Genomic DNA, 25,852 nt, shown 5'->3' with positions numbered 1-25,852 from the left:
AAACGCCTGTAGCTTCTGAATCTAATACGTTTGTAATTTCCATGGCAAAATCTTTCCAAGCTCCCAAAGTGCCAGAAATCATCACTGAGTTAACCGAAAACAATTTTTTCTTTCGGGAAATGGATCCAGATGCACTGCAAAATTGGCTTGATCCAGCAGAATTAATCACTGAGAAACTCTATTCCAGTCGGCCGATCTATACAGCTTTTCGCCCGAACCACAATTTGGAATTTCTTTATGTGTTACTTGCGGGGGGGCCAGTGATTGTGCGGAGTACGCCCCTCGACCGCATCTTAGCGATTACCTACATGGGCAGTTGTTTTGGGATGCGCAATCTTCCCGTTGGGTTTGGACAGGTGAGTCGGAGTTTTCCCAGTTTGGTGGAAGCCTACAAAACTACCGATGTGCTGAAAATTCCGGTAGCAACGGTACAACGGATCTATGACCAGAGTGCTGATTTTCGCGATCGCTATAATCTGAGTTTCGAGTTGCGAGAAAAATTCCAGTACCATCTGCTGAACTGTAGTACCTACCCACCCCAGGCCGTCGCTTCCCTGCTGCGGGCTTTGATTTACCAAGAGCGATCGCTGGCCAATCAACCCCAGCGTGATGGCGTTTTTAGCTTTGATCTCCCCGTAGATATCATTGCCCATGCCTGCCAGTTAAATCACCGCACTGTGGAACAGGTGTTGAAGGGCATGACGAAGGTGGAACTGATCAAGACAGAAAAATCCGCTGAGGGACAAGGGGATCTGATCCATGTGTTGAATCCAGAAGGCCTCAAGGAAGTTTATAGTGCGACCCGCGATAAGGTGGCTTGGTGGCCATTGCGCTAGGCGAGGGAGTCAACCATTGGGGCGATCGCCTAATCACCATTGAAAATCATCTATTTAGCCACCTGAAAATGAAAGGAATCTTACGATTTGCGGCGGCGAGCTACCCCCCCATTGTCGAGATTTGTTAAACTGCTGTAAACACAAATGTGCTGGAAAGTTAAGGGCAAAATTCCGTATATTGTCCCCCGCCAAATTGGTCAACTTTCCCACCATGCCAATGAGGAAGCGCACCCATGAACATGGAGACATTAGAATTCATCATTTATCCTGATGGCCGTGTCCAAGAAAAGGTCACAGGCATTGTCGGGTCTTCATGCCAAGAAGTGACCGCTGCGATCGAAGAGCAACTGGGTGTTGTTCTCTCCCAAGAGCAAACCTCGGAATATTTTGCCCAACCGGTAAGCCAAACTGCAACGACGACGAACCCCGTCCAAAGCAATTGGTGATTTTTTTTGCAAACCTCTATAAATAGCCCCGTTAAATCCTATGTCTCATTTCAGCAATATCAAAACCAAAATCCGTAATTTGACTTCCCTCAAGTCTGCCCTCAAGGACATGGACATTGAGTGGAAAGAAGGCCCCAGTGCTGTGCGGGGTTATAAAGGCGATCGCCGCACCGCTGAAGTTGTCATCCAACAGAACAATGACTACGACATCGGCTTTAGCTGGAATGGCCATGAATATGAACTCGTCGCTGACTTGCAATACTGGCAGCAACCCCTAACCGTTGATGGCTTCCTCCAACGTCTCACCCAGGGCTATGCCTACCACACCATCCTCAACGAAACCAACAAACAAGGCTTCCAAGTCAGTGAACAGCAGAAAAACGAAGATGGCTCGATTCGCCTCGTCGTCCAGCGCTGGAGCTAATGTATGACTTTTGAAAATTCCCCCCAGCGGTCTGGTTTTGAGCCGGAGTTGGGGGGCTTTTTAAGAAATGACACGGAATGGTCTGGGTTTGAACCGGAACTAGGTGGCCTGCTGCGCCAAAAAGGGGTGTATGTGGATGAAACCACCTGCATCGGCTGCAAACATTGCGCCCACACGGCCCCCAACACCTTTTATATCGAAGAAGAACATGGTCGCGCCCGGGCCTATCGCCAGGATGGAGATGCGGAGGAAGTCGTCCAAGAGGCGATTGATACCTGTCCGGTAGACTGCATTCATTGGCTAGATTACACGGAACTAAAGGCCAAAGAAGCCGCCAGGAAAAACCAGGTGATTCGGCCCCTCGGTTTTCCCCAGGATGGGGCGGGTCAGGCGATCGCCCGCAAACCTAAACCCTCCCGGAAACCCTAAGCATTTAAAATTTTGCTTGGCTTATGGGTCTTCTGTAGCGGTGACAGCTTGATATTTGGCTTGGCAATGATCATTAAGGGCTTGGCCGATGGTTTGTTCTTCGGTGCCTGCGGTCTGGCTCAGGGACTGGGCTGTTTGGGCAGCTTCTAGGTCTTTGTCCTGGCGCGCTTTTACCATGGCATAGGTGGCTTCGGCCTGACGTTGATAAATGTCGCTAATTTGCGTTTGGTAGGTTTTCATCTGGCTATCCCGTAAGCGCAGTTGGGCGATCGCCTCGGCCCCCATTTTCAGGGCATCGGCCGCCTGGAGCCAACGCTCAAAATTAAAAGTTTGGGGAGCTTCTGCCGTTGGTTCGTTCTGGACAAGGGTCTGGGCTTCCGTGACAGTGCTTTGGATTTGCGCCAAAAGTTTTTGACAGTCGTAGAGGGCCGGGTCAATCCTTTGGCAAGCGCCAAGGCTCAAAAGACTGGTGCAACCGATGAGAGAAATCAGACGAAAGGGCGAGAACAAGGACATTACAGACGAACACTCAACATCGGCAGTGTAGCGAATTTTTTAGAACATTAGACAATCAGATCAATCCGGAGATATTTTTTCAGGAATAAACGAAAGATGGCGTTAACAAGAATTTTAGAACCGGAAGTGATGGACAATCCCGCCGAGGCGATCGCCTACGATGCGATGGACTTTCGGGCGGTGAATCAAGATTTTGCGGATCTCGTGGTTACAACTTACCCCCAAGAAACCGCTTTGGTTTTAGATTTAGGCACAGGGACAGCACAAATTCCGATTTTGTTAGGGCAACAGCGCCCCCAATGGCAGATTAAAGGCACCGATTTAGCGCAGTCGATGCTCGCCCTGGGACAAAAAAACGTTGTGGCCGCAGGTTTAACGACGCAAATCGAGTTGGTTTATGCCGATGCGAAACATTTGCCCTGGCCCGACCAAAGCTTTGATGTGATTATTTCCAATAGCCTGATTCACCATTTACCTGATCCGTTGCCCTGTTTTCAGGAAATGGGCCGTCTCCTCAAACCCCAGGGAAACATTATCGTGCGGGATTTGTTTCGTCCCGATAGCACCGCCGCCATTGACCAGATCGTTGCTGCTGCCGAGGGGCCAGGTTTTGATGCGCGTCAACGGCAATTATTCTGGGATTCGCTCCATGCGGCGTTTACGGTGCCTGAAATTGAGGCGATCGCCACCGAAGCGGGCTTAACCAAGGCCCAAGTTTATCAATCTTCAGAACGCCATTGGACGCTGATTTTCCCCCAGCCTTAACGCCATGCAACAAGAAATAAATTTTTTAGCCTCAGTTCTGAAGTCATGCGTATTCGAGAGAAAAACTGTGATTATTGCCAAACCATTGCGGCAGTTCGTTACCGGATTCAATATGATGCGAGTGAGCAGTGGGTGTTAGTTTGCCCTGATTGTCGGCGCGAGTTAGCAACCAATAATCCTAACTATCACTACGGCGGCACCTGGAAGGCGAAAAAACGTAAATAGACCTTTTCGCGGTCGGGAATTTTCGATCCTCCCAGCACAATGGGATAATGAATGCCGTGCGTTTCTAGGCAGCCCATGAAATCTCGTTCCTTTTTTGTGTATCTCGGTCTTCTGGTGGTGCTTCTGCTCTCGGTGGGGCTAGGCAGTTGGTTCGCTATTTTTAAACAGAGTCCCTTACCTTGGTTGCAGGGTGGGGTAGCGCGAAATCCAGCAGCAGCCTTGTTTGTTCCCCGGCAAGCGCCATTGATGCTTTCGCTAGTGGTGAATCCAGAGAAATTAGCCGCCCTGGGCCTCGTGCAAACCCCTTGGGGTAAACGGCGGGCAACGCTCACGGAATTACAACAGGTGAAAACAAGTTTACTCAGTGCGACGGGACTGGATTACAGCAAGCAGATTGAACCGTGGCTGGGGGACGAGTTGAGCTTGGCGGTGACTACTTTAGATGTGGATCGCGATCCGAGTAATGGGGTGCAGCCGGGTTATTTATTGGTGGTAGAAGCACGGGATCAGGCCTTAGCTAAGGAATTTTTACAGCTTTCTTATACGGAACAGGCGATCGCCCCGGAAGCGGGTTTGACGTTTGATCAATATAAAGGGGTCAATTTAGTCATTCCCCAGGCGGGTAGCCATCGGTTTGCCAGTGCGATTGTGGGCAATTATGTACTGTTTGCCAACGAAGCAAAGGTGCTGCGCAGTGCGATTAATACGGTGCAGGTGCCAGATTTGAATTTGAGCCATGACCCGCAATATACAGAAGCCCTAGAAACCATTGACCGGAAACATATCGGCGTGATGGTGGCAAATTTACCCGCCCTCAGCGCTTGGATTGCCAACGATCCGACCCCAGAGGAACCGACCCTCGAACAACGCTTGGCGATCGCCATCGGTCTTCATCCAGAGGGGTTAGTGGCGGAAACGGCTTTGATTGGGGACACTGAACCTAGCCTGATGCCAGGGGCGACCACTGCGCCGACCCATGTCCTCAACTACATTCCCCAGGAAGCGATGTTTGCCGTGGCTGGGCGAGATTTAAAGGCCCTCTGGGGTGAAGCGACCACGGGGTTAAATCCGAAAAGTCCCTTATCCCAGATCTTGCAACAGGCGGTCGCCGCAATCCAAGATCCCCTCGGCATTGATCTCCCCGAAGATATTTTCGCGTGGATTTCTGGAGAATATGCCCTGGCCCTCGTCCCCGATGCCGAACGCAATGATGTGGAATGGCTCTTTGTGGCGGAACGACAACCGGAGGTCAACCTCGATCCCGTCATTGAACATTTTGATAGCTTGGCCCAGGAAAAAGGCTTAAGTGTGGGGCGTTTACCCTTGGGCGATCGCCGCGTCACTGCCTGGACAGCCATCGATACCCAAGACCAAGATGAGCTGGTACAACTCAATGCCGATGTCCGGGGGGCGCACCTCAGCGTTGACGAGTACGAACTCTTTGCCACTTCTGTAAAAACCCTCAGCCGGGCGATCCAAGCTAATACCGGGCGATCGCTCCTGAAAAACAAAGATTTCCAGACCAGCATTGCCCAACTGCCTCCCGAAAACAGCGGCTATCTTTTTGCCGATTGGCGTCAAGGTTCCCAACTGTTCAAAACCCAAGTGCCGATCCTGCGGGTGGTCGATTATGTGGCCAAACCCTTCTTTAACCATCTCCGCGCCTTTACCCTCACCAGTGCCGGCAGTACCCAAGATATTCGGCGATCAACCCTATTTTTCAACCTCTCCCCCAATCGTTTACAAAATTGAGACGGTCCCCGATTTGTGAAAGTCCCGATTACTATGGAACAAGGTGATCTTTTTGAAAATTTTGTCCTCCGGTAATCCTTGCCCCTGCGATTTTAATCTGTTGCTTTTATTTCCCCGCTGCCGATGACTGCTTCCCTATTGGCCCCCGGACACACCCTGCGCGGACGTTACCATATTCTCCGGTCTCTGGCCCAGGGAGGATTTGGGGCGACTTTTTTGGCAGAAGACCGCGATCGCCCAAAGCGGCCCATCTGTGTAGTGAAGCTCCTCAAGCCCCAAACCACCGATGCAGAAACCTTGGCAACGGCCCGGCGTTTGTTTGAAACCGAGGCAAAAATTCTCGATGAATTGGGTCAGCACCCGCAAATTCCCCAGTTGCTGGCTTATTTTGAAGAAGGCCAAGAATTTTATTTAGTTGAAGAATATATTGAAGGACAAAGTCTCTGGGAAGAACTACAGCAGCTTTCTCCTTGTCCTCCGGCAGGGGCGATCGCCCTTGTGCAAGAAATCCTGGAATTGTTGGTTTTTGTCCACGAGCACCAGGTAATTCACCGGGATCTCAACCCCAGTAACCTCATTCGCCGCCAAGCCGATCAAAAACTCTGCCTCATTGATTTTGGTGCGGTTAAACAGGTCACCCACCAATTTGCGACTACTTCCGGTCGGCCCACCATCGCCATCGGCACCCAAGGCTATATGCCCCTAGAGCAGATTCAGGGCTATCCCCGTTACTGTAGCGACCTTTATGCGGCGGGGATGATTGCGATTACGGCCCTGACGGGTACCGCCCCCGACAAAATTCCCCTCGATGCCCAAACCGGGGAAGTGCAATGGCAGGATCAAGTGGAAATTTCAGCAGAGGTCAGGCATTTTCTCTCTAAGATGGTGCACCATAATTGGCGCGATCGCTTTGGGACAGCCACAGAAGCCCAACAAGCCTTGCTGCCATTGGCGGCCCAGGGGACACAGTCACCGCAAACGAGCACTCGTGTTTTGTCACCCGTAACGGGCAGCATTCAACACATTAAACAAACGGCGATCGCCCCCCTCAATTACCTCTCAACGGTCGTTTCCCAGCAATACCAGCGTTTGAGCGTTAATCACCAGGCGATCAAGGCCGCACTCCTCGGTGTTGGCTTAGCGGCGTTGGTGGGCACTGGTCTAGGTGTTCATGCGGGGTGGCGGTGGTGGTCAGAGCGCCAAGCCCTGATGGCCCAATACGAACAGGCCCAACTATCCCAATCTCAAAATCAACTGGAGCAGGCCCTCGCCCAATACCAAGAAATTTTACAGACCGTCCCAGACCATGAAGGAGCGCTTTTGGGAAAGGCCCAAGTCCTCCAAGCCCTCGAACGATTTGACGCGGCTTTAGGGGCCTATGATCAGCTATTGGAGGTCAATCCCCGCCGTTGGGAAGCTTGGTGGAGCAAAGGTAAAATCGCCAGCGATCGCCAACAGGACGACCAAGCCCTAACCTTTCTCGACCGCGCTATTCAAGAAGATGCCCGGCAAGCGGTGGTTTGGGAGACAAAGGCGCGACTTCATCTCCGTCGCGAAGAAACCGATGCCGCCCTTAGTAGTCTTGATGCGTTTCTCAGGTTGGATTCCCAGCAGGTCTGGGCCTGGTTTGAGAAGGGCTGGATTCACCACAACCGTGCCGAATATAATGCGGCGATCGCCGCCTACCAGCAGGCCCTCAAACTTGACGACCGGAACGCCGATATTTGGTACCAGCAGGGCAACAGCTATAGCAAACTGCAACGGTACCGGGACGCCAAAAATGCCTATGTCCGGGTGGTAGAACTGGAGCCAGACCGCGCTCCCGCCTGGTATAGCCTCGGCATGGCCCAGGAAAATCTCCGCAATTACACCGAAGCCCAGGATGCCTTTGCCAATGTCACTCGCCTCGAACCTAACAACGACCGGGCTTGGTATCACCTCGCCTGGAATGCAGAACAAAACAGCGATCGCCCCACGGCCATCGATGCCTACCAACGTGTCGTTGCCCTAAATAGCGATGATCGTCCCAGTTGGCGCAGTCTAGGAAATTTACTCTATGACTCTGAAAATTACACCGAGGCGATCGCCGCCTACGAAAATACCCTCCGCCTAGACGATGCCGATGGAGATATTTGGGCGCGTTTGGGGAATGCCTACAAAGCGACCGGTCAGTACCAAACTGCCATCAATGCCTACGACGAAGCGCTCCAGTACAAGCCCAATGACCCAGATATTTTAGGCGATCGCCAGGATGCCCAGGAGCGTCTCCAGTGGGAACAAGCCCAAGATGATTTTAAAGAAGGAGCTGATAGCCTGAAAGAAGTGCTTCGGGATACCCTGCGGGAAATTGTGCCCTGGTTATAGCGACCGACCACAAAAAATCCGGGTAGACCCGGATCTCAGCAGAAAAATGGCTTCAAAAATGGTGATTGGTAAATCCTTAGAAACCAAGGGCAGTCCAATCCACTTCAAAACCTTCGAGAATCAGAGAAGAATTGTAGATCTGGAGAATAATAAGCAGGAATACTAAAAACAACGCCATGAAGACGCCCATGAGCGGTGTGGTGCCCCAACCGGGAGCGACTTTACCGTATTCAGAATTCAAAGGCTTGAGAATATCTCCCAACCGAGTACGCTGTGCCATAGGATTCGTGTATCGTAAAGGATTTTTGTAATGTTCCGTAATATTATAGAGGAAGAGTCATCATAAACTGAGATACACCTATGGATTCTGCAACAGTTCTTAGCATCGGCATTGCGGTGGTTGTGATCGCCGTAACAGGGTTTTCGATTTACACAGCCTTCGGGCCTCCTTCGGTAGAACTTGAGGATCCCTTTGAAGATCATGAAGATTAAGCGGGCAGCTACCCTTTAACATCAAGCCCCATAGCTCTTCTGCCTGGGTTGTTTTTTTTCCCAGTCTCGCTGTCATCATAAAACCCTTTTTGAGATGTCTTTTTATACCGTCACAATCTGACGCACTTCAACGAGCTCACTTGAAATAAGTTGATCAGGCAGCCTCCGGGCTGTTTTTTCTTGGGGGATTGCTCGAAATTCTGGGTTTTAAAAACGTCAAAATAGTTGTAATAAAACCTCAGGTAAGAGCTCTTGCACTCCTGGGAGAACAATATTGGCCCCGACATCCTGTAAGTTAGAGGCATACATATACTCCTTGTCGTCACCAGTCTGGGCATGGGGCGGGATCACCCCAATGGCTCGCCATCGTCGTTGGGGCTGTTGGCTGATGGCATTGGTAATGGTGCGCATATCGGCAGCGGTATCTCCCACGTAGGCGACGGGGGTCTGGGCTGATGCGGCTTCGAGTTGGGAGATCGCCGCGAGTAATCCCTTGGGATCAGGTTTTTCGGGGGCATCTTCCATGGTAATGAGCACAGGATTTTCTAAGCCTAAACGACCTTTTAGTACGTGTTCAGCAGAACCCCGCATGGCACCACTAAAAAAGCCCCAGGCAATATCGGCAGCGGTGAGGGACTCAAAATAGGCTTTGGTGACGAGCAACGGTTCATCGTTGATATACCCATCAAAATTGTGACCCCGGTATTTGCGCTGGAAAAAAGCGACGAGCTCTTTAAAATTGACAGGAATCGTCTCATCCCAACGGCGGATCAGTTCCTGGGAGGCTTTCCAATCGTTATTCCAAATGGCCTCGGCCTTGAGACTATCGATTTCACCATTGCTGGGGCGATATTCCCCCTGGGTGTAATGTTCAACGGTATCGGCGATCGCCCGCCGGTAGGACTGACTCACATCGCGAATCACCCCGTCGATATCAAAAATCACAATCCCCTTCGCCATGGTCACCACCTCTGTTGCAAAACCTATCGCTATACTTATCGTCTCGTTTGCTATTTTCCCAAGTCTTTGACTGAAAACAAAATCAGATTTTTTCTGTTCCTCTGGGGCTTGGGCAAAGGCTCAATACCCCATAACAAAATTACCGCCCCTTAATATCAGTCCAAACAACATAAAATTGCTCAAACTAAGATTAAAGACGGTAATTCAATTTTTTAGAACAAAACAATAACACCCCATGGGGTGCTAAAAGTTGTCCGTCTTAGTTGCGGTAAGGCACTGCGGCAAGGCTGATGTCTGCGGCGGAAACCCGAACGTTGACTTTGGGAATCTGGGCAGAACGCGCCATGTTGAGGAAGAGAGCGGGATCGCCAGCTTGGGGCACCCGGTCGGGAGTCCGGAAACGACGGACTGCATTTTGCCACACCACTTGGGGGAAGCCCAACTGGGAGCGGTAGTAAGCATCGTAACGGGGAGACTTGATGTTAAAGGGTGTCTCACCTTGCTCACGGCTAGCGAGGCTACGGCGGCGCTGGTAGGGCACCGTGTCATAGCCGAAGTTTTCCATATACTCATCAGTGTTGAGAAGTTGGTCAACAAAGGCCGCTAGACCCTTGGTGCAGATCACGATTGACCAGGCAATTTTTTCCTGTTCGCTGAAGGGATCGCGACCGAGTACCCGTTGGATACACTGCTCAACAAAGCGATAGTTACTGTTTTTGTTATAGAAGCTATCGATGAAGGTTTCCGACAGCAACAGACCCCGAATGAAGTCACGGACAGTGATTTGACCGTTGCGCAACTGGGATTCGAGTAGCTGTTGGCGATCGCACTTAAAAGCGTGGAAGAAAATTTGACGATAGGCAGCGTTGATGAGAACGTCAAAGTCAGAATCGCTAATGACGTTATCGGTTGTAAAAACAAAAGGCTGCTCGTCGCCACCGACGGTATACCCTGCTACCCGAGTGTTTTGGCTCGAGGGGGCGTATTGTAATAAAGGAATTGTCAAACCAGACCTCCGTTATATCAGAAGACTTTAAAAAATAAAATTTCTTACTGATTAGCATAAGGGAGTCAGGGGCTATCCCTCGGAAAGATTAAAAAATATTACAGAAGTTAACGTTTATTTCCCGCGCCCTAGGGCCGCAGTAGCTTGCTTTTTCGGCAAAACTTGATCAAACAAGGGTCTATTCTGGGGCGATCGCCGGGGCCATTTCCTTAAGATAAAAGGAAAAAAGATCCGGCCCTAAAAGGTCAATTTAGAACAATTGACGGTGCCCGAAAAAAATGCAGTATTTTAGAGAAAGTTGAGTCTCCCAACCCCTTAGTTTGACAGCGGGGTTACTGAGCCGCGATCGCCTTCCCCATCCCATTGATTGTTCTCCGTTGAGAGTGTAGGAGTTTTCGGATGAATCAAGCCCCCCCTAACGCCGCAAATGCCAGCTTTCAGGCTGCTTTAGACAATTTAGACCTAGATCTAGACCGAGAATTGCAACGTTATCGACAACAGCGGCCACCATCCGAGCGATTCACACCGCCTCCGAGTCCAGAACCGCCTCTCGATGGGGGATCTGCAGCTCTCGATCAGGGTGATGATGGCGAATTAATGGCCCAACAACCAGCACAGGCTTCTGAAACAGACACTACCGAGACCATCACTGCCGTTGCTGGCCCCCTTTCCCCCTGGGAGCAGCCCACGCCCCCCCCGGAAGATTACCTGCAATCCTCGGAAGAACTCCTCAAAAGTTTAGATGCCAGCAGCCAACCTGTTACCCCGCCTACGCCACGTTGGAAATTAGGTCTTGCTTTTTTGGGAGCAGCCATTTTAGGGGGTGGATTGGTGGCCTTGGCGATCGCCGTTCCCGATTTATTTACCCCGACCCCAGCCCCGGAAACAGCCGCAGAATCCTCCCCTGCCCAGACCACGGCAACAACGCCAGAGACCACTACACCGGCGGCCTCTAGCACCGTTAATCTAGCCTCCCAAGAATTTATCGAATTGCGCCTAGACAATCTCAGCATCATTGATCCCAGCGTACCCACGGACACCGAAAATACCGATGCCGATGCCACTGCTTCTACCAGTGCTACAACACAACCCTCGACTCCAGATCAAGGGACAGCAACTCCCCTTGCGCCAGTACCGGGCTTTCCGGGGACACCTTTGGCCACCCCCGATGGTTTGAAATTGGGATATTACTACGTGATTTTCCGAAATACGAGTCCCAGCGCCCTGGAGCGTGCTCAAGCAGTGGTTGATGGAGCTTTTGTGCGACAGTTCCCTGTGGGCCAAGCCATTCAGATGGCAGAAGTCGATTCAGCCACCAAAGCCGATGATCTGATGCGTCAATTTAAGGCCCAAAAAATTGCAGCGGAGGTTTATTACCATCAACTGTCGCCAGCTTCCTAGACGAGGCGATCGCCCCCTGGGCTAGATTAGTAGTTGAAACGCGTCAGTAAGCGGGACACTGGGCACGATGAATTTTTTCCGGCGCACCTGGGATGGCATTCAACAATGGTGGCAACCTGCCGCTGATCCAGAGCACCTCCTGGAGCAGACCCTCTGGGACATGGAAAAAAAATTGATCCAAATGCGGCGGGCCGTGGCCCAGGCGGTGGCGAGTGCTAAACGGGGAGAACGACACCGAAAAACCATGGCGGCAATGGTACAGCGATGGCAGCAGTGGGTAAAATTGGCCCTGGATTGTGGCGATGAAACCTTAGCAAAAGCGGCGATCGCCCGACGACAAACCTATGGGGAAATGTTGGCGAAACTGGAGGCGCAACGGGAAGAACAACAAGCCTTTATCCGAGGCGTACGCCACGATCTTGAGGCCCTCGAAGACAAAATCAACCACATTAAACTGCAAAAAGATTGGTATGTGACGCGGTTGCGGACGGCGATCGCCCAACAGCAGTTACAAACCCTCCAGCAAGAATTAATGGGGGGAAGTTTGGATACGGCGATCGCCGATTTGGAATTGTCCCTGTGGCAAGTGGAAGCAGAAACCGATCTCATCGATCCCCTCGAAGCACAATTCCGTCAGCTAGAAAAAAGTCAGCGCCATCACCCAAAAAATTCTTAGAAAAATAAAGGCGATCGCCCACTCCATTTTAGGCGCAACGAAGGGTAAAACTTATGTTACGCTGACCTGTGGTTTTGTATATGTCCAAAGGAGAATTCTGTGGAACGCACATTTGTAATGGTTAAACCGGACGGTGTTCAGCGCGGTTTGGTCGGCGATGTTATCCGTCGTTTTGAAGCAAAAGGCTTTAAGCTCGTCGGTCTAAAATTGGTTTCTGTTTCCCGCGAATTAGCAGAGCAGCACTACGGCGTTCACAGAGAAAGACCGTTCTTCGGTAGCCTCGTAGAATTCATTATTTCTGCCCCCGTCGTCGCCATGGTTTGGGAAGGGAAAGGGGCGATCGCCGCCGCCCGGAAAATCATCGGTGCCACCAACCCCCTCGAAGCAGAACCCGGCACAATCCGGGGTGACTTCGGTGTGGACATTGGCCGTAACCTGATCCACGGTTCCGATGGCCCCGACACCGCTGCCAGTGAAATTGCCCTCTGGTTCTCCGAATCTGAATTGGCCAACTGGGAACCCGCCACCAAAGCTTGGCTCTACGAATAAATCCAATCTGTTTGGTTTCCAAGCAAATTTCGGCAATTTAATTTTTTCAAGACCTCGTTCAACCCCAACGAGGTTTTTTCGTGGCTATTCCTCTTCATCCCAGAGCCGTTCTAATTGGTGCTGCCAAGCCAATAAAGCCCGCTGTTGTTCCCTGGGTTCTTGGTCGAGGCCCCCCATAATCCCTTCTTGGTAAAACCGGGTAATCGTTTGCATCGTCTTTTCGATACTTTGCCCCTGAGACTTGGCGGCACGGATAATTTCTCGCACTTTATCTTCGGCCAGTTGATTAAAAAAGGGACTGAGATTTTGTTGGTGTAAGGCCACCATTTCCGTTAACACCTGTTGGAAAATGGTGGTGTCAAGTTGTTCTAGGGGATATTTAAATACGCCCCAGAGTAAACCCTGGTTGAGGGCGTAGCGGACGAGTTTATTTTCATTAAAGTTACTCTCGAGCAACTGGCCATAATAGGGTTCTGCATCATCCTGGGACGCAACAGGCACGAAGATCCGCAGCATTTGACCATCACTAGACAGGCTCACCAGCAGGTGAAACCGGGCTTGGGATTTGTGTACTTTCCAAGTTTTGTTGTCTGTGTGGTTAATTTTGGCGTCAGGAAAAAATTCAGTGAGGGTAGCGGAGATGGCGTCTGGGGTCATTGTTGCAACTTGAATCGGAAAAATTGAATATTCGCCTTGTACTCGATCAACAGCGGAGGTTATGGCTGGGTCGTGGAACAGGAGTGCCAATCATGGACAGCGACGACAACATCATCAATGGCTTGACGGGTAATTCGAGCCGATTGGCCAGTTTGGTTCGCCAAAATACTGACCAATAAGGTGCTGTCATCGGGTAGATCGAGGTAGCCAGAGAGGCCAGAAACGTGGGTCATGGTGCCTGTTTTCCCAAAGAATTGGTTTTCGACTGGGGTATCTTGAAAGCGGTTTTGGAGAGTGCCTGTGCGACCGGCGATCGCCAAAGAGTCGCGGTAAATGTTGGCCTGGGGATGGGTCAGCATACCATCCAAGGTCTGGATTAAGGCCATGGGAGTGACAAGGTTATGGCGAGAAAGACCAGAGCCGTCCCGCAATCGGTAGGTGGCAGGATTGACCCCAATAGATTCTAAGATTGTTTCTGGGTCTCGGTCAGCGGCAGTAAGGGTTTTTAGGAGACTTTCGGCAAAGAGATTATTGCTGTCTTGGTTGGTAGTTTTGAGGATTTCAGCCAAGGGGTCAGAGGCGATCGCCGTGAGTGGTTCAATTTTGTAGAGGAGGCTTTCTTTATTAAGGGGATCAGGGAGTAGGGATTGGATATCGGTATTGATGACCCGTCCCCCTTTGAAGCTAATGTTTTGACTGCGCAGGATGGTTTGTACCGTTTCGAGGGCATAGCGGCCAGGATTTGGAATCGATAAAAACCATTGCCTTGGTGGTGCATCGGGGGCCAATTCTCCCCGGAGGGTGAGGCTATTTGTCCCATAGGTTTGGCGGGGTTCTGGGGGAATAGTTGCGCCTTCTGGGGTTGTAAAAAGTTGGTGATCCAGTTGCCATTGGCGGGCGGCGATCGCATCCGACCAAGTGACACGGGCGCGACTCCCCACGGCTCCGGGCGTCACAGTGGCAGTGACAACATTTTCATTGAGAATAAGCTGATTTACAGCCGTTGCATAATACCAAGGTAAATCAGACCATTCCCAAGTGGGATGGGGCGTTTGGAATGGCGGACTATCAATAATCACGACTTCTCCCACATCCGTAATCCCTTGGTTTTTAAGTTCTTCGAGGGCGGTGCGGAGCTTTGCCGTGGTTAGGGTCGGGTCTCCTTGACCTTCAATTACCAAATAACGAACTTCTCCGTGGATATGCCGAACGAGGGAAATGGGCGTCTGATATTGGTAGTCTGCGCCTAAGTCGGTGAGGGCAGCGGCAGTGGTGAGGAGTTTTTGGTTAGAGGCTGGCACAAAAAGAGTGTCGGCTTGGTGCTCAAATAAGAAACTATCGGTCTGGGGATCTTGGATCGCAATGCCCCACTGGGTTTGTTGCTGTTCTGGACGCTGGAGAATCTGAGAAATAGTGCCAGAGAGATCGCAGGTCTTTTGGGATTGGGCCAGACTTTGGGGGCTAAAAGCCAGGGTTGCTAAACTTGCCAGGGCGAGGATCTGGCTTACCGGTTGAAATTGTGTTTTCCCCATTTTTTCTCCTCGTCAACGGTCAGGGCGCATTTGTCCTACTATACTGCCGTTTTTGGTGGGCTTCGGTACACTGCGAAAAGGATCTTTGTGGTTTTCTTGGGCTAAATCTCCATGAGCGAACAATTTTTTCAACGGAAGCAGACTTTTTTTGACCGCTGGGCGAGAAATTACGACATTTTATTGACCACGCCTTTTTATCAGGCTGTCCATAAGCGGTTACTCACCGATGCTGATTTCCCCAGAGATGGCCATGTGCTCGACCTGGGTTGTGGGACGGGCAAATTATTTAAACGACTCGGCAAGCTTTATCCAGAATTAACGGGGGTGGGGTTGGATCTATCTCCAGAAATGTTAACCCAGGCCCAACGGAAAAATATCCATGGCGATCGCCTTTCCTTTGTCCAGGGGAATGCCGAGGCGCAACCTTTTCCGGAAAATACCTTTGATGCGGCGTTTAATACGATTAGCTTTTTGCACTATCTCCACCCCGAAACGGTTTTAGGGGAAGTGCAGCGGGTGCTTAAGCCGGGGGGCCAATTTTATCTAGCGGATTATGGCAAGGGAGAATTGTGCCAAGGGGATGGTTTTCCCTTTTCGCCTGGGGGATTGCGCTTCTATTCCCGGGCAGAACGAACCGCCATGGGGGAACGGGTCGGCCTGGAAACCGTGGCGCACCATTATTTGATGTTCGGTGTTTTACTGACGATTTTCCAGAAAAGCGAGGAAATCCCAGCGGTGATCGCCCATTAAGTCGTCCCCACGAAGCCCCGATTATGAGATGATTGTCTGCAACAAACGGGTTCACGCAAACAAGTATCATGACCAACGCTAAAGCCATCTCTATCCTTGGTTCCACCGGATCAATCGGGACGCAAACCCTCGACATTGTGCGATCGCACCCCGATAAATTCCGCGTGGTGGGGATGGCCGCTGGGCGTAATATTCAACTCCTAGCCGAACAGGTGCGGGAGTTTCACCCGGAAATTGTCGCCACCAGTCAGGAAAGCCTTTTACCCGAACTCAAAGCATTCCTCAAAGATTTAAATTACCAACCCCAAATCATCGCTGGCAAAGCGGCGATCGCCGAGGTGGCCCGTTATGGTGATGCCGAAAGCGTGGTAACGGGGATTGTGGGCTGTGCCGGACTTTTACCCACCATTGCCGCGATCGAAGCCGGCAAAGACATTGCCCTTGCTAACAAAGAAACCCTGATCGCTGGAGGGCCAGTGGTTTTACCCTTAATCGAAAAACATGGCGTGAAACTTCTGCCCGCCGACTCTGAACATTCCGCGATCTTTCAATGTCTCCAGGGTGTGCCGGAAGGGGGTTTGAAGCGGATTATTCTCACGGCTTCCGGGGGCGCTTTCCGGGATCTGCCCGTAGAAAAATTAGCCACTGTCACCGTTAAAGATGCCCTGAAACACCCCAACTGGTCGATGGGCCAGAAAATCACCATTGATTCTGCCACCCTGATGAATAAGGGTCTAGAGGTGATCGAAGCCCATTATCTCTTTGGTAAAGATTACGACGACATCGACATTGTGGTGCATCCCCAGAGCATCATCCACTCACTAATCGAGCTGCAAGATACCTCGGTTTTAGCCCAGTTGGGTTGGCCGGATATGCGTTTGCCTTTGCTCTATGCCCTCTCCTATCCTGAGCGCATTCACACCGATTGGGAGCAATTTGATCTTGTGAAGGCGGGCGATCTTACCTTCCGGGAGCCGGATCACCATAAATATCCCTGCATGAACTTGGCCTATTCTGCGGGACGGGCAGGGGGATCGATGCCAGCGGTTTTAAATGCAGCGAATGAGCAAGCTGTAGCCCTTTTCCTCGAAGAAAAAATTGAATTCCTCGATATCCCTCGTTTGATCGAAAAGGTTTGTGATCGCCACCAAAACGACAACAAGACAAACCCGACCCTAGACGACATTTTGCAGGCAGATCAATGGGCCAGACAAGCTGTTCTTGAATTACAGCCACAATTGGCCTAGCTAACCGTTGTCACGAATTAATAAGACGCTCGTACTCAGCATGGTTGCCAATCCAAAACCAATAGTAATCATCCCCTTTTTTTAGGGCTAAAGCTCGATAATTATTGGTAATCCGAATTGACCATAGGTTTTTGCCTACTTTCTTAAAGTGAAGGGAGGGATAATCTTGGTTGGCTTGCCACAAATGATAGGTATTGTTTGCCTTCTGCTGAAGTTCTGGTGGCAGTTTTTTATAGGCTTTCCAGAACTCAGAGGTTACGAAGGACTGCATGTAAATCTTTGACCTGATTGTTCGTAATGTCTGCCTCGGCTTTGGCAATCAGTTGATCTAGCTTGCCTGTATTGAAATCCATCTCAAGCTGCTGATCCCACTGCTCAGCAAGATAAGCTTGAATCCATTCCGAGAGATGGCGAATTTCATTTTCAGACAGATTTTTGATGGCGGCTTCAATTTCTACTAGGGAAGTCATTTTGGGCAACATCTCCATATTTTTTCAAAAATATAAAAGTCAAAAAGAACGACTAAAACCCAAACCCAAGGAAGTTAAACTGCTAGACGTGCTCCGGTTTGGACTTGCCAGAGGCTGTAGTATAAACCCTGCCGATCAAGGAGTTGTTCATGGGTGCCTTGTTCAACAATTTTGCCTTGATCCATCACATAGATGCAGTCGGAATGGCGGATCGTGGAAAGGCGGTGGGCGATCGCAATCGTAGTGCGGTGCTGGGTGATTTTTTCGAGGGATTTGGCGATCGCCGCTTCGGTTTCATTGTCCACAGCAGAAGTAGCCTCGTCCAAAATCAAGATGGGCGGATCTTTCAAAATGGCGCGGGCGATCGCCAAGCGTTGCCGCTGGCCACCGGATAATTTTTGTCCCCGTTCCCCGACGATGGTGTCGTACTGTTGGGGCAGGGTTTCAATGAAATCGTGGGCTTCCGCAAGTTTTGCGGCTTGGATAATTTCTGGAAGAGTTGCATCGGGATTGCCGTAGGCAATGTTTTCGGCCACGGTGCCATGGAAGAGGAACACATCCTGACTCACTAGACCAATGGCGCGCCGCAGATCCTTGAGATAGATATCGCGAATATCAAGGCCATCGACGGTAATTTGTCCCTGGTTAATTTCGTAGAAACGCAGGAGCAATTTCACGATGGTACTTTTCCCAGAACCTGTCGCCCCCACAATCGCAATGGTTTGACCCGCAGGAATGTGGAGGGAAAAATCTTGCAAAACCGGTGCCCGCTCAAAGTAGGCAAAGGAAATATTGTCGAGTTTGATTTCTCCTTTGACGGTATGGGTGGGTAGGGCTACTTCCCCAGAACGAATTTGCACTTCCGTGTCGAGGAGATTAAAGACCCGGTTACTCGAAGCCATCGCCCGTTGATAAAGATCCATCGTTTGTCCCAGGCGGGTCAGGGGCCATAGCAACCGCTGGGTCATAAACACCAACACACTGTAGGTACCCACAGCCAAGGCTCCTTGTTCCACCTGCAATCCACCGAAAAAGAGAATCGCCGTAAACCCAGCCAAAATCGCAATCCGGATTAAGGGGATAAAGGCGGCACTTAAGGCGATCGCCCGCTCATTACTTTGAAGATAAGCATCACTATCAAAGCGGAGCCGTTCTAGCTCGTAATGCTCCGTCGTAAAGCTTTTAATGGTCGTGATGCCACTGAGGTTATTGGATAGGCGCGAGCTGAGTACCCCTACCTTTTCGCGCACATCGGCATAGCGGGGAGCCAATTTTTTCTGAAATGCCACCGAACCCCAAATGATGATCGGAATCGGCGCCATCGCCATCCAGGCCGCTGAGGGGGTCGCGTAGAAGAATAAGCCTCCAATCAAAATCACTGTCGTGATCACCTGCAAGATTTCGTTGGCGCCCACATCGAGAAAGCGTTCCAACTGGTTCACATCATCATTGAGCAGGGCTAATAGTTCCCCGGTGCTGCGTTCTTCAAAGTAGCCCAACTCCAGTTCCTGCAAATGGCCGTAACCATCGAGACGGAGATTGTGTTGCATTTTTTGGGCTAAATTGCGCCACAGACGTTGGTAGAAATATTCAAAGATGGACTCGGCACTCCAGATCAGGAAAGACAAAATGCCGATGACGACCAATTGACCGATGATGCTGGTGACACCAAACTGGGCCACAAAGGAGTTGTCCCGCTGTACCACGGTATCCACTGCCACCCCGATCAGCACCGGAGGTGCCAGATCAAAGAGTTTATTCAGAACGGAACAGGCGATCGCCAAATTGATCTGTTTGCGGTAGCGACTACCATAGCGGAATAAACGGGTTAGCGGATGGGACATACTCAAAGAAAATCAAGCCAATACCCAAGAGATCATAACCTGTTCTGTTTAATCTTCGCCCGGCTCTAGCACCTGCACATCCACCGTTTTAGCGTCGGCGTTATCCGTCCCTTGCGGCCCGTCCACTTCCACAGCGGCCACCTCTACCGTCCCCTCAGGGGTCTGGCGCTGGAATTTCTTTTCTGTAATTTGCACCACTTCACCACAACTAGGGCAGCGGGCCATGGAATTGTTTAAACCCGTAAATTCATAGCCACAGACCGGACAATCTGCCTCTACCAAATTGCGCTTGAGCCACCACTGGAAGCCCACCACCCCCAAGGCGATCGCCACGGGAATGAGCAGAATGAGAATAATAAACCCGTTGACAACCCAGCCGAGGCCCACCGAAGTCAGTAACGCCGCGATCAGAATAAAGGTCAAAAAACAGCCGATGCCCGAAGAAGAGAATTGAATATTACGAGAGAAAGGATCGTTCACAATATTTCTTAATAATTGTTAACTGCTTACGATAGTGCCTCAAGTTTATTTCACAAACCGAGATGATAAGCTTACAAATGCACAAAAATTATTTTAATAAATCATGTCGGAAAGCAATAATACACCTCTTTTATTGAGGGCTGCACGGGGGGAAAAAGTTGAGCGGACACCGGTTTGGATGATGCGTCAAGCCGGACGTTACATGAAAATTTATCGCGACCTGCGGGAGAAGTACCCGAGCTTCCGGGAACGTTCTGAAAATCCTGATCTCGCCATCGAAATTTCGCTCCAACCTTGGCATGCATTCCAGCCTGACGGTGTAATTATGTTTTCGGATATTCTCACTCCCCTACCAGGGATGGGGATTCCCTTCGACATCATCGAAAGCAAAGGGCCAATCATTGAAAACCCGATCCGCACCCAGGCCCAGGTCGATGCCATGACCCCCTTTGATCCGGCAGAATCCTTGCCTTTTATCAAAACAATCCTTGGCACCCTCCGCCAGGAAGTGGGCAATGCCTCGACGGTACTGGGATTTGTCGGTGCCCCCTGGACGCTAGCTGCCTATGCCATTGAAGGTAAGAGTTCAAAGAACTACGCCATCATCAAAAATATGGCCTTTTCTGAGCCGGCTGTGTTGCACAGTTTCCTTGGAAAAATTGCCGATGCGATCGCCGATTATGTTTGCTACCAGATCGAATGTGGGGCCCAGGTGATCCAAATGTTCGACTCTTGGGCGGGCCAACTCAGTCCCCAAGACTACGATATGTTTGCCCTGCCATATCAGAAACGGGTCGTGGACAAAGTCAAAGCAAAATACCCAGACTTCCCGCTGATTCTGTACATCAGTGGCAGTGCCGGTGTTCTAGAGCGCATGGGTAAATCCGGTGTCGATATCGTCAGCGTCGATTGGACGGTGGATATGGCCGATGCCCGCCAGCGCCTTGGTAAAGACATGAAAGTCCAAGGCAATATTGATCCTGGTGTGCTGTTTGGTTCCCAGGACTTCATCAAAGCGCGGATCATTGACACCGTGCGTAAAGCCGGCAATTGGGGACATATTCTCAATCTCGGCCATGGCGTGCTCGTTGGCACCCCTGAAGATAATGTCCGCTTCTTCTTTGAAACCTGTAAGAACGTCCAGAGTTTCCTCTAGGTTTTAAAGCCATTCCTTCATTCAGAAAAAGCGTTTTAGGAGAGTCGAATCCTGGGGCGCTTTTTTTGGGGAGTTGGGCTGATACCGTAGGCAGGGCCGACATTTCTCGATAGAATTTCCTAGCGTTTGCTTTTAGTTAAAAATTCTGGGGAATCAGCGGGATGACAGTGCAACCAAAACTCATTATTCACGGTGGGGCCGGCAGTTCCCTCAAGGGAAAAGGGGGCTTAATCGCCGTACGGGAGTCGCTCCACAGGATTATCCAAGAGGTTTATGACTTCTTAGAACAGGGCGGCAGTGCTGTGGAAGCCGTTATCCTAGGGGCAAAATTATTGGAAAATGAGCCGCGTTTCAATGCGGGGACAGGGTCGGTGCTCCAGTCCGATGGTCAAATTCGCATGAGCGCTTCCCTGATGGATGGTACGGCCCAAAAGTTTAGCGGCGTGATTAATGTGGGCCGCATTAAAAATCCCATCGAAGTGGCCCAGGCGTTGCAAACGGAAGATGATCGGGTGTTGTCCGATGTTGGTGCGGCAGAGATGGTGCGGTTACTACAGCTCCCCATTCATGATCCTCTGACCGATTTACGCCTCGAAGAATGGCTGGAAGAACGTAAGGGAAATTTTCGCAGTAGTATGGCCGGGGTTGTCGCCGAGGATGAAATGGCGCGGCGCGGCACCATTGGGGTGGTGGCCTTGGATCACAATGGTCGGGTTGCAGCGGCCACATCTACGGGCGGGAAAGGTTTAGAGCGGATTGGTCGGGTGAGTGATTCGGCGATGCCTGCGGGAAATTATGCGACCCAGGTGGCTGGGGTTAGTTGCACGGGCATTGGGGAAGACATTATTGACGAATGCCTTGCGGCGAAGGTGGTTATTCGGGTCACGGATGGTTTAAGTTTGCCAACCGCCATGGAAAAATCAATCCAGGAAGCAACGGTAAATAAACGGGATCTGGGGGCGATCGCCTTGGATGCCGAGGGCAATATTGTCTGGGGAAAAACCAGCGAAGTGCTTTTGGCGGCCTACCACGACGGCACCGCTGTGGGGGATACCCTGGAATGGCAACTGGAACCGGGGGTCGGTTGTCTCTAGGGAAGAGGGGAGGCCGATGGTAATGCGTACTCTTCTAAAACGTTTGGCGATCGCCCTGGGGACATTGCTCGCCATCAGTTTTGTAATTTTCACGATTTTGGCCTTGGCACCAGGAGACCCCCTCAGTGAATTTGCGAATAATCCGGCGATCACGGCCGAGGTGCGGGAAAATATCCGGCGATCGCTGGGTCTGGATCAGCCCTTTTATCTTCGTTATGTCAAATGGCTCTGGGCGCTGTGCCAGGGGAATTTGGGTTATTCTTTCACCAGTAAAAGTCCTGTGCTGGGTCTGATTTGGCAACGCCTGCCGACGACCCTCTGGGTGGTGGGTCTTGCCTACGGTTTGAGTGTGGCGATCGCCTTACCCCTGGGGATTATTTCTGCCCTGCGCCGCAACTCTCTTTTGGATCAACTGGCCACCACCTTTGCTTTCTTAGGGTATTCCCTACCCACTTTTTTCACGGGTTTGCTGGCGATCATTGTCTTTAGCGTGAAATTGCAGTGGCTCCCCTCGCTGTACAACAGCACCCTGGTGGTCAATGACTTTCAGAGTTTTTGGCAGCAGATCCAGCAATCGATCCTGCCGATCACCGTCCTCGCGTTGTACCAAACGGCAATTTTGACCCGGTTTGTGCGCAATGCGATCCTCGAAGAGTTGCCCCAGGATTATGTGCGGACGGCCTATGCCAAGGGCTTAGGGGAATTTGCCGTGCTCCGCAAACATATTTTGCGCAATGCTTTGATTCCCGTTGTCACCCTGATTGCCATTGACGTGCCGAGCATTGTGACAGGGGCCTTGGTGACAGAGCAAATTTTTCGGGTGCCAGGGATCGGCGCGCTGCTCATTGAATCCATTAACCGCAACGATACCCCCGTGATCATGGGCATCACGATTATCTATGCAGCCTTGGTGGTGATCTTTAATGCGATCGCCGATCTAAGTTATCGTTTCCTCGACCCCCGCATTAAGTAGCAAAAAAATCCTCCCTTAAGGGAGGTGTCGTAGGCGGAGGGTGTTATTCCTTGGGAGAGGTTATTCTTCCTCAGCTGTGACCTCCACCATGTCTAAATTGTCTTCCTCGGCGGCAATATCCACAGTTTCTAAACCGTCTTCTTCTGCTGGGGGCGGTACTAGGGCCACTGCCACAATCGCATCATCCCCATCCAGGCGTTGTACTCTGACCCCCGTAGCACTGCGGGATTGGAGCGAAATCGACTCCACAGCCTGACGGATCATAATGCCGCGCCCCGTGACGAGCATCAGTTCATCTTCGGGATTGACAATTCTCAGGGAAGCCAACCGATCTGCCTTAGATTTGAATTTAATCGCCCGGAGGCCGACCCCAGCGCGGTTTTGCAAGCGGAACCGTCCCACGGGCACCCGCTTACCGAAGCCTTTTGTGGTTACGGCAATCACCCAAGGCCCCTGGTCAACATTTTCGGTGACTTCTTCGTTATCGTCCTCGTCTTCTGCTGTATCCGCAGCGGCGATCACCGCCGTAATTTGAGACGACACAATGTCCATGCTCACCAATTTGTCATCATCGGATTTGAGTTTCATCGCCCGCACGCCTCTCGTAGAACGGCCCAAGGGACGTAACTGGTTATGGTCGGCCTGGAAGTGGATCGCCATCCCTTCACTACTGGCCACAATGATGCTGTCCTCCTGTCGCGCGAGGCGTACCCAACGGAGTTCATCGCCATCTTCGAGGGAAATGGCAATTAGACCGTTCGAGCGAATTTTGGCAAAGGCGGACAAGGCGGTTTTTTTGATGTAGCCGTTTTGGGTGAGCATGACGAGGTATTCATCCTCGGTAAACTCACTCACCGCCAGCATCGCTGTGATTTTTTCATCCTTCGGGATCGGGAGCAGTTGAATCGCCGGTAAACCTCTGGCCGTGCGGGAACTCTGGGGAATTTGGTAAGCGCTTAGAGAATAAACGACGCCGCGCTCCGTAAAGAACAGCACATGGTCGTGATCGCAGCAGGTGAGGAAGTGATCGACGCCATCGTCTTCCTTCATTTTGGTGGCGGCTTTGCCGCGAGTGGCGCGGTTTTGGGCGTCAAAGGTGGCCACAGGCATGCGTTTGATATAGCCCTGTTCGGTGAGCAAAATAGCTGCTTGCTCATTGGCAATTAGGTCAATATCCTGGAGATCGCCGTCATCCAAGACCAATTCTGTGCGGCGATCGCTCTGGTGGATAGTCTTAATTTCGGTGAGCTCTGCTTCGATAATCGCGTAAACCCGTTCCCGACGCGCGAGGATATCTTCGAGATCCGTAATCTTCAGCAACAGATCCTGGTGTTCTGCTTCGATCTTGTCCGCTTCTAGGGCCGTGAGGCGACGCAATTGCATTTGTAAAATGGCGTCGGCCTGGGCTTGGCTGAGGTTGTAGCCGTCCATTAACCCTTGACGGGCGATCGCCGTATCCGCTGCCTGGCGAATCAAGTGAATCACCGCATCGAGATTATCGAGGGCAATGAGTAATCCCTGGAGAATGTGATCCCGTTCCTGGGCCTTGCGCAGTTCGTAGCGGGTGCGCCGGGTAATTACTTCCACCCGGAAATCCAGGAACACCTGGAGGAATTGCTTCAGGTTGAGCAGTTGGGGTTCGCCGTTCACCAGGGCCAGCATATTCGCGCCAAAATTGGCCTGGAGGGGCGTATGTTTATACAGATTATTTAAAACAACACGGGGATAAGCATCGCGCTTGAGTTCGATGACAATCCGCATTCCTTGGCGATCGCTTTCATCGCGGATATCAGAGATGCCATCAATTTTCTTATCGTTGACCATATCGGCAATGCGTTCGATCAGCGCCGCCTTGTTGGTCTGGTAGGGCAGTTGGGTGACGATAATTGCTTCTTTTTCCCGACCATTTTGACGGAGTGTTTCAATTTCGGCGACTCCCCGCATCGTGATCGAACCCCGACCTGTCATGTAAGCATCTTTAATCCCCGAACGACCGAGAATTTGTGCCCCCGTCGGAAAATCAGGGGCCGGGACAAATTGCATTAGTTCTTTGATTGTGATCTCAGGATTGTGGATCAGCGCCGTCACCCCATCAATAATTTCCCCAAGATTATGGGGCGGGATATTGGTCGCCATCCCCACCGCAATCCCCGAAGAACCATTCACCAAAAGCTGGGGAATCCGAGAAGGGAGAACAACGGGTTCCTGTTGGGAGCCATCGAAGTTATCCGCAAAGTCAACGGTTTCTGATTCGATATCCCGCAGCAGGGCGTTGGTCGCTAAAGACTGGAGCCGACATTCGGTGTAACGCATGGCCGCCGCTGGGTCGTTATCAATGGAGCCAAAATTACCGTGGCCATTGATCAGCGGGTCTCGCATGGAGAAATCCTGGGCCATGCGCACCAGGGCATCATAGACTGCCGTATCCCCGTGGGGGTGATATTTACCGAGGACTTCCCCCACGACCCGGGCACATTTCCGGAAAGGGCGATCTGGGGTCAAACCCAATTCATACATCGCATACAAAATGCGGCGGTGTACGGGTTTTAAGCCATCCCGTGCATCGGGTAACGCCCGCCCCACAATCACACTCATGGCGTACTCTAGGTACGAGCGTGACATTTCATTGCTTAAATCGGTGGGAATAATGCGCTCCTGGGGGGAGGTCATAGGATTTCGGCTCCGCTAGGTCAAAAAAGGTTAAAAACCAGAGAAAAAGACATTAAGGAAGATTATTTTGCGTTTTTTAACTGGATTTTTTCGGTCAAATAGACTCCTATTTTACCACAGTCTTTGGGGCATAAACTG

29 protein-coding genes are annotated in these 25,852 nt (G+C 51.1%); 18 read left to right on the top strand and 11 right to left on the bottom strand.

What is annotated here, in order from left to right:
• Positions 1–41: 41 nt before the first annotated feature.
• From AACT35_RS13315 to AACT35_RS13295, 5 genes are all read left to right on the top strand, one after another.
• Positions 42–836, top strand: coding sequence for a Crp/Fnr family transcriptional regulator (locus AACT35_RS13315; protein WP_099238189.1), 795 nt, complete (start codon positions 42–44; stop codon positions 834–836).
• Positions 821–964 carry a hypothetical protein gene (locus AACT35_RS13310; protein WP_157096827.1) on the top strand — a complete coding sequence of 48 codons (144 nt, stop codon included), beginning with the start codon at positions 821–823 and terminating at the stop codon, positions 962–964. The genes AACT35_RS13315 and AACT35_RS13310 overlap by 16 nt, the downstream gene beginning before the upstream one ends.
• A 105-nt stretch (positions 965–1,069) precedes the next feature.
• The gene (locus AACT35_RS13305; protein WP_012306429.1) at positions 1,070–1,282 is read left to right on the top strand and encodes a DUF2997 domain-containing protein; all 213 of its coding nucleotides are present in this window, start codon (positions 1,070–1,072) and stop codon (positions 1,280–1,282) included.
• A 40-nt stretch (positions 1,283–1,322) separates the two neighbouring features.
• On the top strand, positions 1,323–1,706 hold the full coding sequence (locus AACT35_RS13300; RefSeq protein ID WP_012306430.1) for a DUF1257 domain-containing protein: 384 nt from the start codon (positions 1,323–1,325) through the stop codon (positions 1,704–1,706).
• 3 nt (positions 1,707–1,709) lie between these two features.
• Positions 1,710–2,135, top strand: a complete 426-nt coding sequence (locus tag AACT35_RS13295) for a ferredoxin (RefSeq protein WP_099238187.1) — start codon at positions 1,710–1,712, stop codon at positions 2,133–2,135.
• Between the two features lie 21 nt (positions 2,136–2,156).
• Here the strand turns inward: AACT35_RS13295 and AACT35_RS13290 are convergent, their stop codons facing one another.
• On the bottom strand, positions 2,157–2,651 hold the full coding sequence (locus tag AACT35_RS13290; RefSeq protein WP_099238185.1) for a hypothetical protein: 495 nt from the start codon (positions 2,649–2,651) through the stop codon (positions 2,157–2,159).
• 96 nt (positions 2,652–2,747) lie between these two features.
• Here AACT35_RS13290 and AACT35_RS13285 point away from each other — a divergent pair, with 96 nt between their 5' ends.
• The 4 genes from AACT35_RS13285 (at position 2,748) to AACT35_RS13270 (ending at position 7,757) form a co-directional block, all read left to right on the top strand.
• Positions 2,748–3,416 (top strand): class I SAM-dependent methyltransferase, encoded by a 669-nt coding sequence (locus AACT35_RS13285; RefSeq protein ID WP_099238183.1) that lies wholly within the window; start codon positions 2,748–2,750, stop codon positions 3,414–3,416.
• A 45-nt stretch (positions 3,417–3,461) separates the two neighbouring features.
• Positions 3,462–3,641 carry a hypothetical protein gene (locus AACT35_RS13280; RefSeq protein WP_099238181.1) on the top strand — a complete coding sequence of 60 codons (180 nt, stop codon included), beginning with the start codon at positions 3,462–3,464 and terminating at the stop codon, positions 3,639–3,641.
• A 75-nt stretch (positions 3,642–3,716) separates the two neighbouring features.
• A complete protein-coding gene (locus AACT35_RS13275) occupies positions 3,717–5,393 on the top strand; it encodes a DUF3352 domain-containing protein (protein ID WP_065716089.1) in 1,677 nt (558 codons plus the stop codon).
• A 123-nt stretch (positions 5,394–5,516) separates the two neighbouring features.
• Positions 5,517–7,757 (top strand): serine/threonine-protein kinase, encoded by a 2,241-nt coding sequence (locus AACT35_RS13270; protein WP_254047959.1) that lies wholly within the window; start codon positions 5,517–5,519, stop codon positions 7,755–7,757.
• A 76-nt stretch (positions 7,758–7,833) separates the two neighbouring features.
• On the opposite strand, the gene psbH is transcribed toward AACT35_RS13270, so the two are convergent.
• Positions 7,834–8,037: a photosystem II reaction center phosphoprotein PsbH gene (psbH, locus tag AACT35_RS13265; protein ID WP_012306436.1), complete on the bottom strand. Its 204-nt coding sequence runs from the start codon at positions 8,035–8,037 to the stop codon at positions 7,834–7,836.
• 80 nt (positions 8,038–8,117) lie between these two features.
• Here psbH and psbN point away from each other — a divergent pair, with 80 nt between their 5' ends.
• On the top strand, positions 8,118–8,249 hold the full coding sequence (gene psbN / locus AACT35_RS13260; protein ID WP_012306437.1) for a photosystem II reaction center protein PsbN: 132 nt from the start codon (positions 8,118–8,120) through the stop codon (positions 8,247–8,249).
• Between the two features lie 216 nt (positions 8,250–8,465).
• Here psbN and AACT35_RS13255 read toward each other — a convergent pair whose 3' ends face one another.
• On the bottom strand, positions 8,466–9,209 hold the full coding sequence (locus AACT35_RS13255) for a TIGR01548 family HAD-type hydrolase (RefSeq protein ID WP_099238179.1): 744 nt from the start codon (positions 9,207–9,209) through the stop codon (positions 8,466–8,468).
• A gap of 259 nt (positions 9,210–9,468) precedes the next feature.
• Entirely contained in the window at positions 9,469–10,215 is a 747-nt protein-coding gene (locus AACT35_RS13250; protein WP_030007594.1) for a phycobilisome rod-core linker polypeptide, read from the bottom strand.
• Positions 10,216–10,614: 399 nt separating this feature from the next.
• Here AACT35_RS13250 and AACT35_RS13245 point away from each other — a divergent pair, with 399 nt between their 5' ends.
• The 3 genes from AACT35_RS13245 (at position 10,615) to ndk (ending at position 12,841) form a co-directional block, all read left to right on the top strand.
• Complete coding sequence (locus AACT35_RS13245; RefSeq protein WP_099238177.1) at positions 10,615–11,616, top strand: hypothetical protein; 1,002 nt, start codon at positions 10,615–10,617, stop codon at positions 11,614–11,616.
• Positions 11,617–11,683: 67 nt separating this feature from the next.
• Positions 11,684–12,292, top strand: a complete 609-nt coding sequence (locus AACT35_RS13240) for a PspA/IM30 family protein (protein WP_099238175.1) — start codon at positions 11,684–11,686, stop codon at positions 12,290–12,292.
• Between the two features lie 99 nt (positions 12,293–12,391).
• A complete protein-coding gene (ndk, locus tag AACT35_RS13235) occupies positions 12,392–12,841 on the top strand; it encodes a nucleoside-diphosphate kinase (protein WP_030007591.1) in 450 nt (149 codons plus the stop codon).
• Between the two features lie 84 nt (positions 12,842–12,925).
• On the opposite strand, the gene AACT35_RS13230 is transcribed toward ndk, so the two are convergent.
• Positions 12,926–13,498 carry a hypothetical protein gene (locus tag AACT35_RS13230; protein WP_099238173.1) on the bottom strand — a complete coding sequence of 191 codons (573 nt, stop codon included), beginning with the start codon at positions 13,496–13,498 and terminating at the stop codon, positions 12,926–12,928.
• Positions 13,499–13,557: 59 nt separating this feature from the next.
• On the bottom strand, positions 13,558–15,030 hold the full coding sequence (gene dacB / locus AACT35_RS13225; RefSeq protein ID WP_099238171.1) for a D-alanyl-D-alanine carboxypeptidase/D-alanyl-D-alanine endopeptidase: 1,473 nt from the start codon (positions 15,028–15,030) through the stop codon (positions 13,558–13,560).
• Positions 15,031–15,141: 111 nt separating this feature from the next.
• Here dacB and AACT35_RS13220 point away from each other — a divergent pair, with 111 nt between their 5' ends.
• Both AACT35_RS13220 and dxr read left to right on the top strand, forming a co-directional pair.
• The gene (locus AACT35_RS13220) at positions 15,142–15,780 is read left to right on the top strand and encodes a class I SAM-dependent methyltransferase (protein ID WP_099238169.1); all 639 of its coding nucleotides are present in this window, start codon (positions 15,142–15,144) and stop codon (positions 15,778–15,780) included.
• Between the two features lie 68 nt (positions 15,781–15,848).
• A complete protein-coding gene (gene dxr / locus AACT35_RS13215; RefSeq protein ID WP_099238167.1) occupies positions 15,849–17,027 on the top strand; it encodes a 1-deoxy-D-xylulose-5-phosphate reductoisomerase in 1,179 nt (392 codons plus the stop codon).
• Between the two features lie 10 nt (positions 17,028–17,037).
• On the opposite strand, the gene AACT35_RS15840 is transcribed toward dxr, so the two are convergent.
• The 4 genes from AACT35_RS15840 to AACT35_RS13200 form a co-directional block, all read right to left on the bottom strand.
• The gene (locus tag AACT35_RS15840) at positions 17,038–17,298 is read right to left on the bottom strand and encodes a ParE family toxin-like protein (protein WP_099238165.1); all 261 of its coding nucleotides are present in this window, start codon (positions 17,296–17,298) and stop codon (positions 17,038–17,040) included.
• The gene (locus tag AACT35_RS13210; RefSeq protein WP_062436498.1) at positions 17,276–17,497 is read right to left on the bottom strand and encodes a hypothetical protein; all 222 of its coding nucleotides are present in this window, start codon (positions 17,495–17,497) and stop codon (positions 17,276–17,278) included. The genes AACT35_RS15840 and AACT35_RS13210 overlap by 23 nt, the downstream gene beginning before the upstream one ends.
• A 74-nt stretch (positions 17,498–17,571) precedes the next feature.
• Complete coding sequence (locus AACT35_RS13205; protein ID WP_099238163.1) at positions 17,572–19,341, bottom strand: ABC transporter ATP-binding protein; 1,770 nt, start codon at positions 19,339–19,341, stop codon at positions 17,572–17,574.
• Between the two features lie 48 nt (positions 19,342–19,389).
• Entirely contained in the window at positions 19,390–19,821 is a 432-nt protein-coding gene (locus AACT35_RS13200) for an FYDLN acid domain-containing protein (protein WP_099238161.1), read from the bottom strand.
• A 103-nt stretch (positions 19,822–19,924) separates the two neighbouring features.
• Between AACT35_RS13200 and hemE the strand changes: the two genes are divergently transcribed.
• The 3 genes from hemE (at position 19,925) to AACT35_RS13185 (ending at position 23,044) form a co-directional block, all read left to right on the top strand.
• A complete protein-coding gene (gene hemE, locus AACT35_RS13195) occupies positions 19,925–20,977 on the top strand; it encodes a uroporphyrinogen decarboxylase (protein WP_012306451.1) in 1,053 nt (350 codons plus the stop codon).
• 167 nt (positions 20,978–21,144) lie between these two features.
• The gene (locus AACT35_RS13190) at positions 21,145–22,071 is read left to right on the top strand and encodes an isoaspartyl peptidase/L-asparaginase (RefSeq protein WP_216820512.1); all 927 of its coding nucleotides are present in this window, start codon (positions 21,145–21,147) and stop codon (positions 22,069–22,071) included.
• 16 nt (positions 22,072–22,087) lie between these two features.
• Positions 22,088–23,044 (top strand): ABC transporter permease subunit, encoded by a 957-nt coding sequence (locus tag AACT35_RS13185; protein ID WP_099238157.1) that lies wholly within the window; start codon positions 22,088–22,090, stop codon positions 23,042–23,044.
• 60 nt (positions 23,045–23,104) lie between these two features.
• Here AACT35_RS13185 and gyrA read toward each other — a convergent pair whose 3' ends face one another.
• Positions 23,105–25,714, bottom strand: coding sequence for a DNA gyrase subunit A (gene gyrA, locus AACT35_RS13180; protein ID WP_099238155.1), 2,610 nt, complete (start codon positions 25,712–25,714; stop codon positions 23,105–23,107).
• Positions 25,715–25,852 lie beyond the last annotated feature (138 nt).

This window comes from Synechococcus sp. BDU 130192 (assembly GCF_963876085.1).
GTDB lineage: Bacteria > Cyanobacteriota > Cyanobacteriia > Cyanobacteriales > MRBY01 > MRBY01.
The sequence above is the reverse complement of the archived record's forward strand: the minus strand, read 5'-3'. Positions and strand labels throughout refer to the sequence as shown.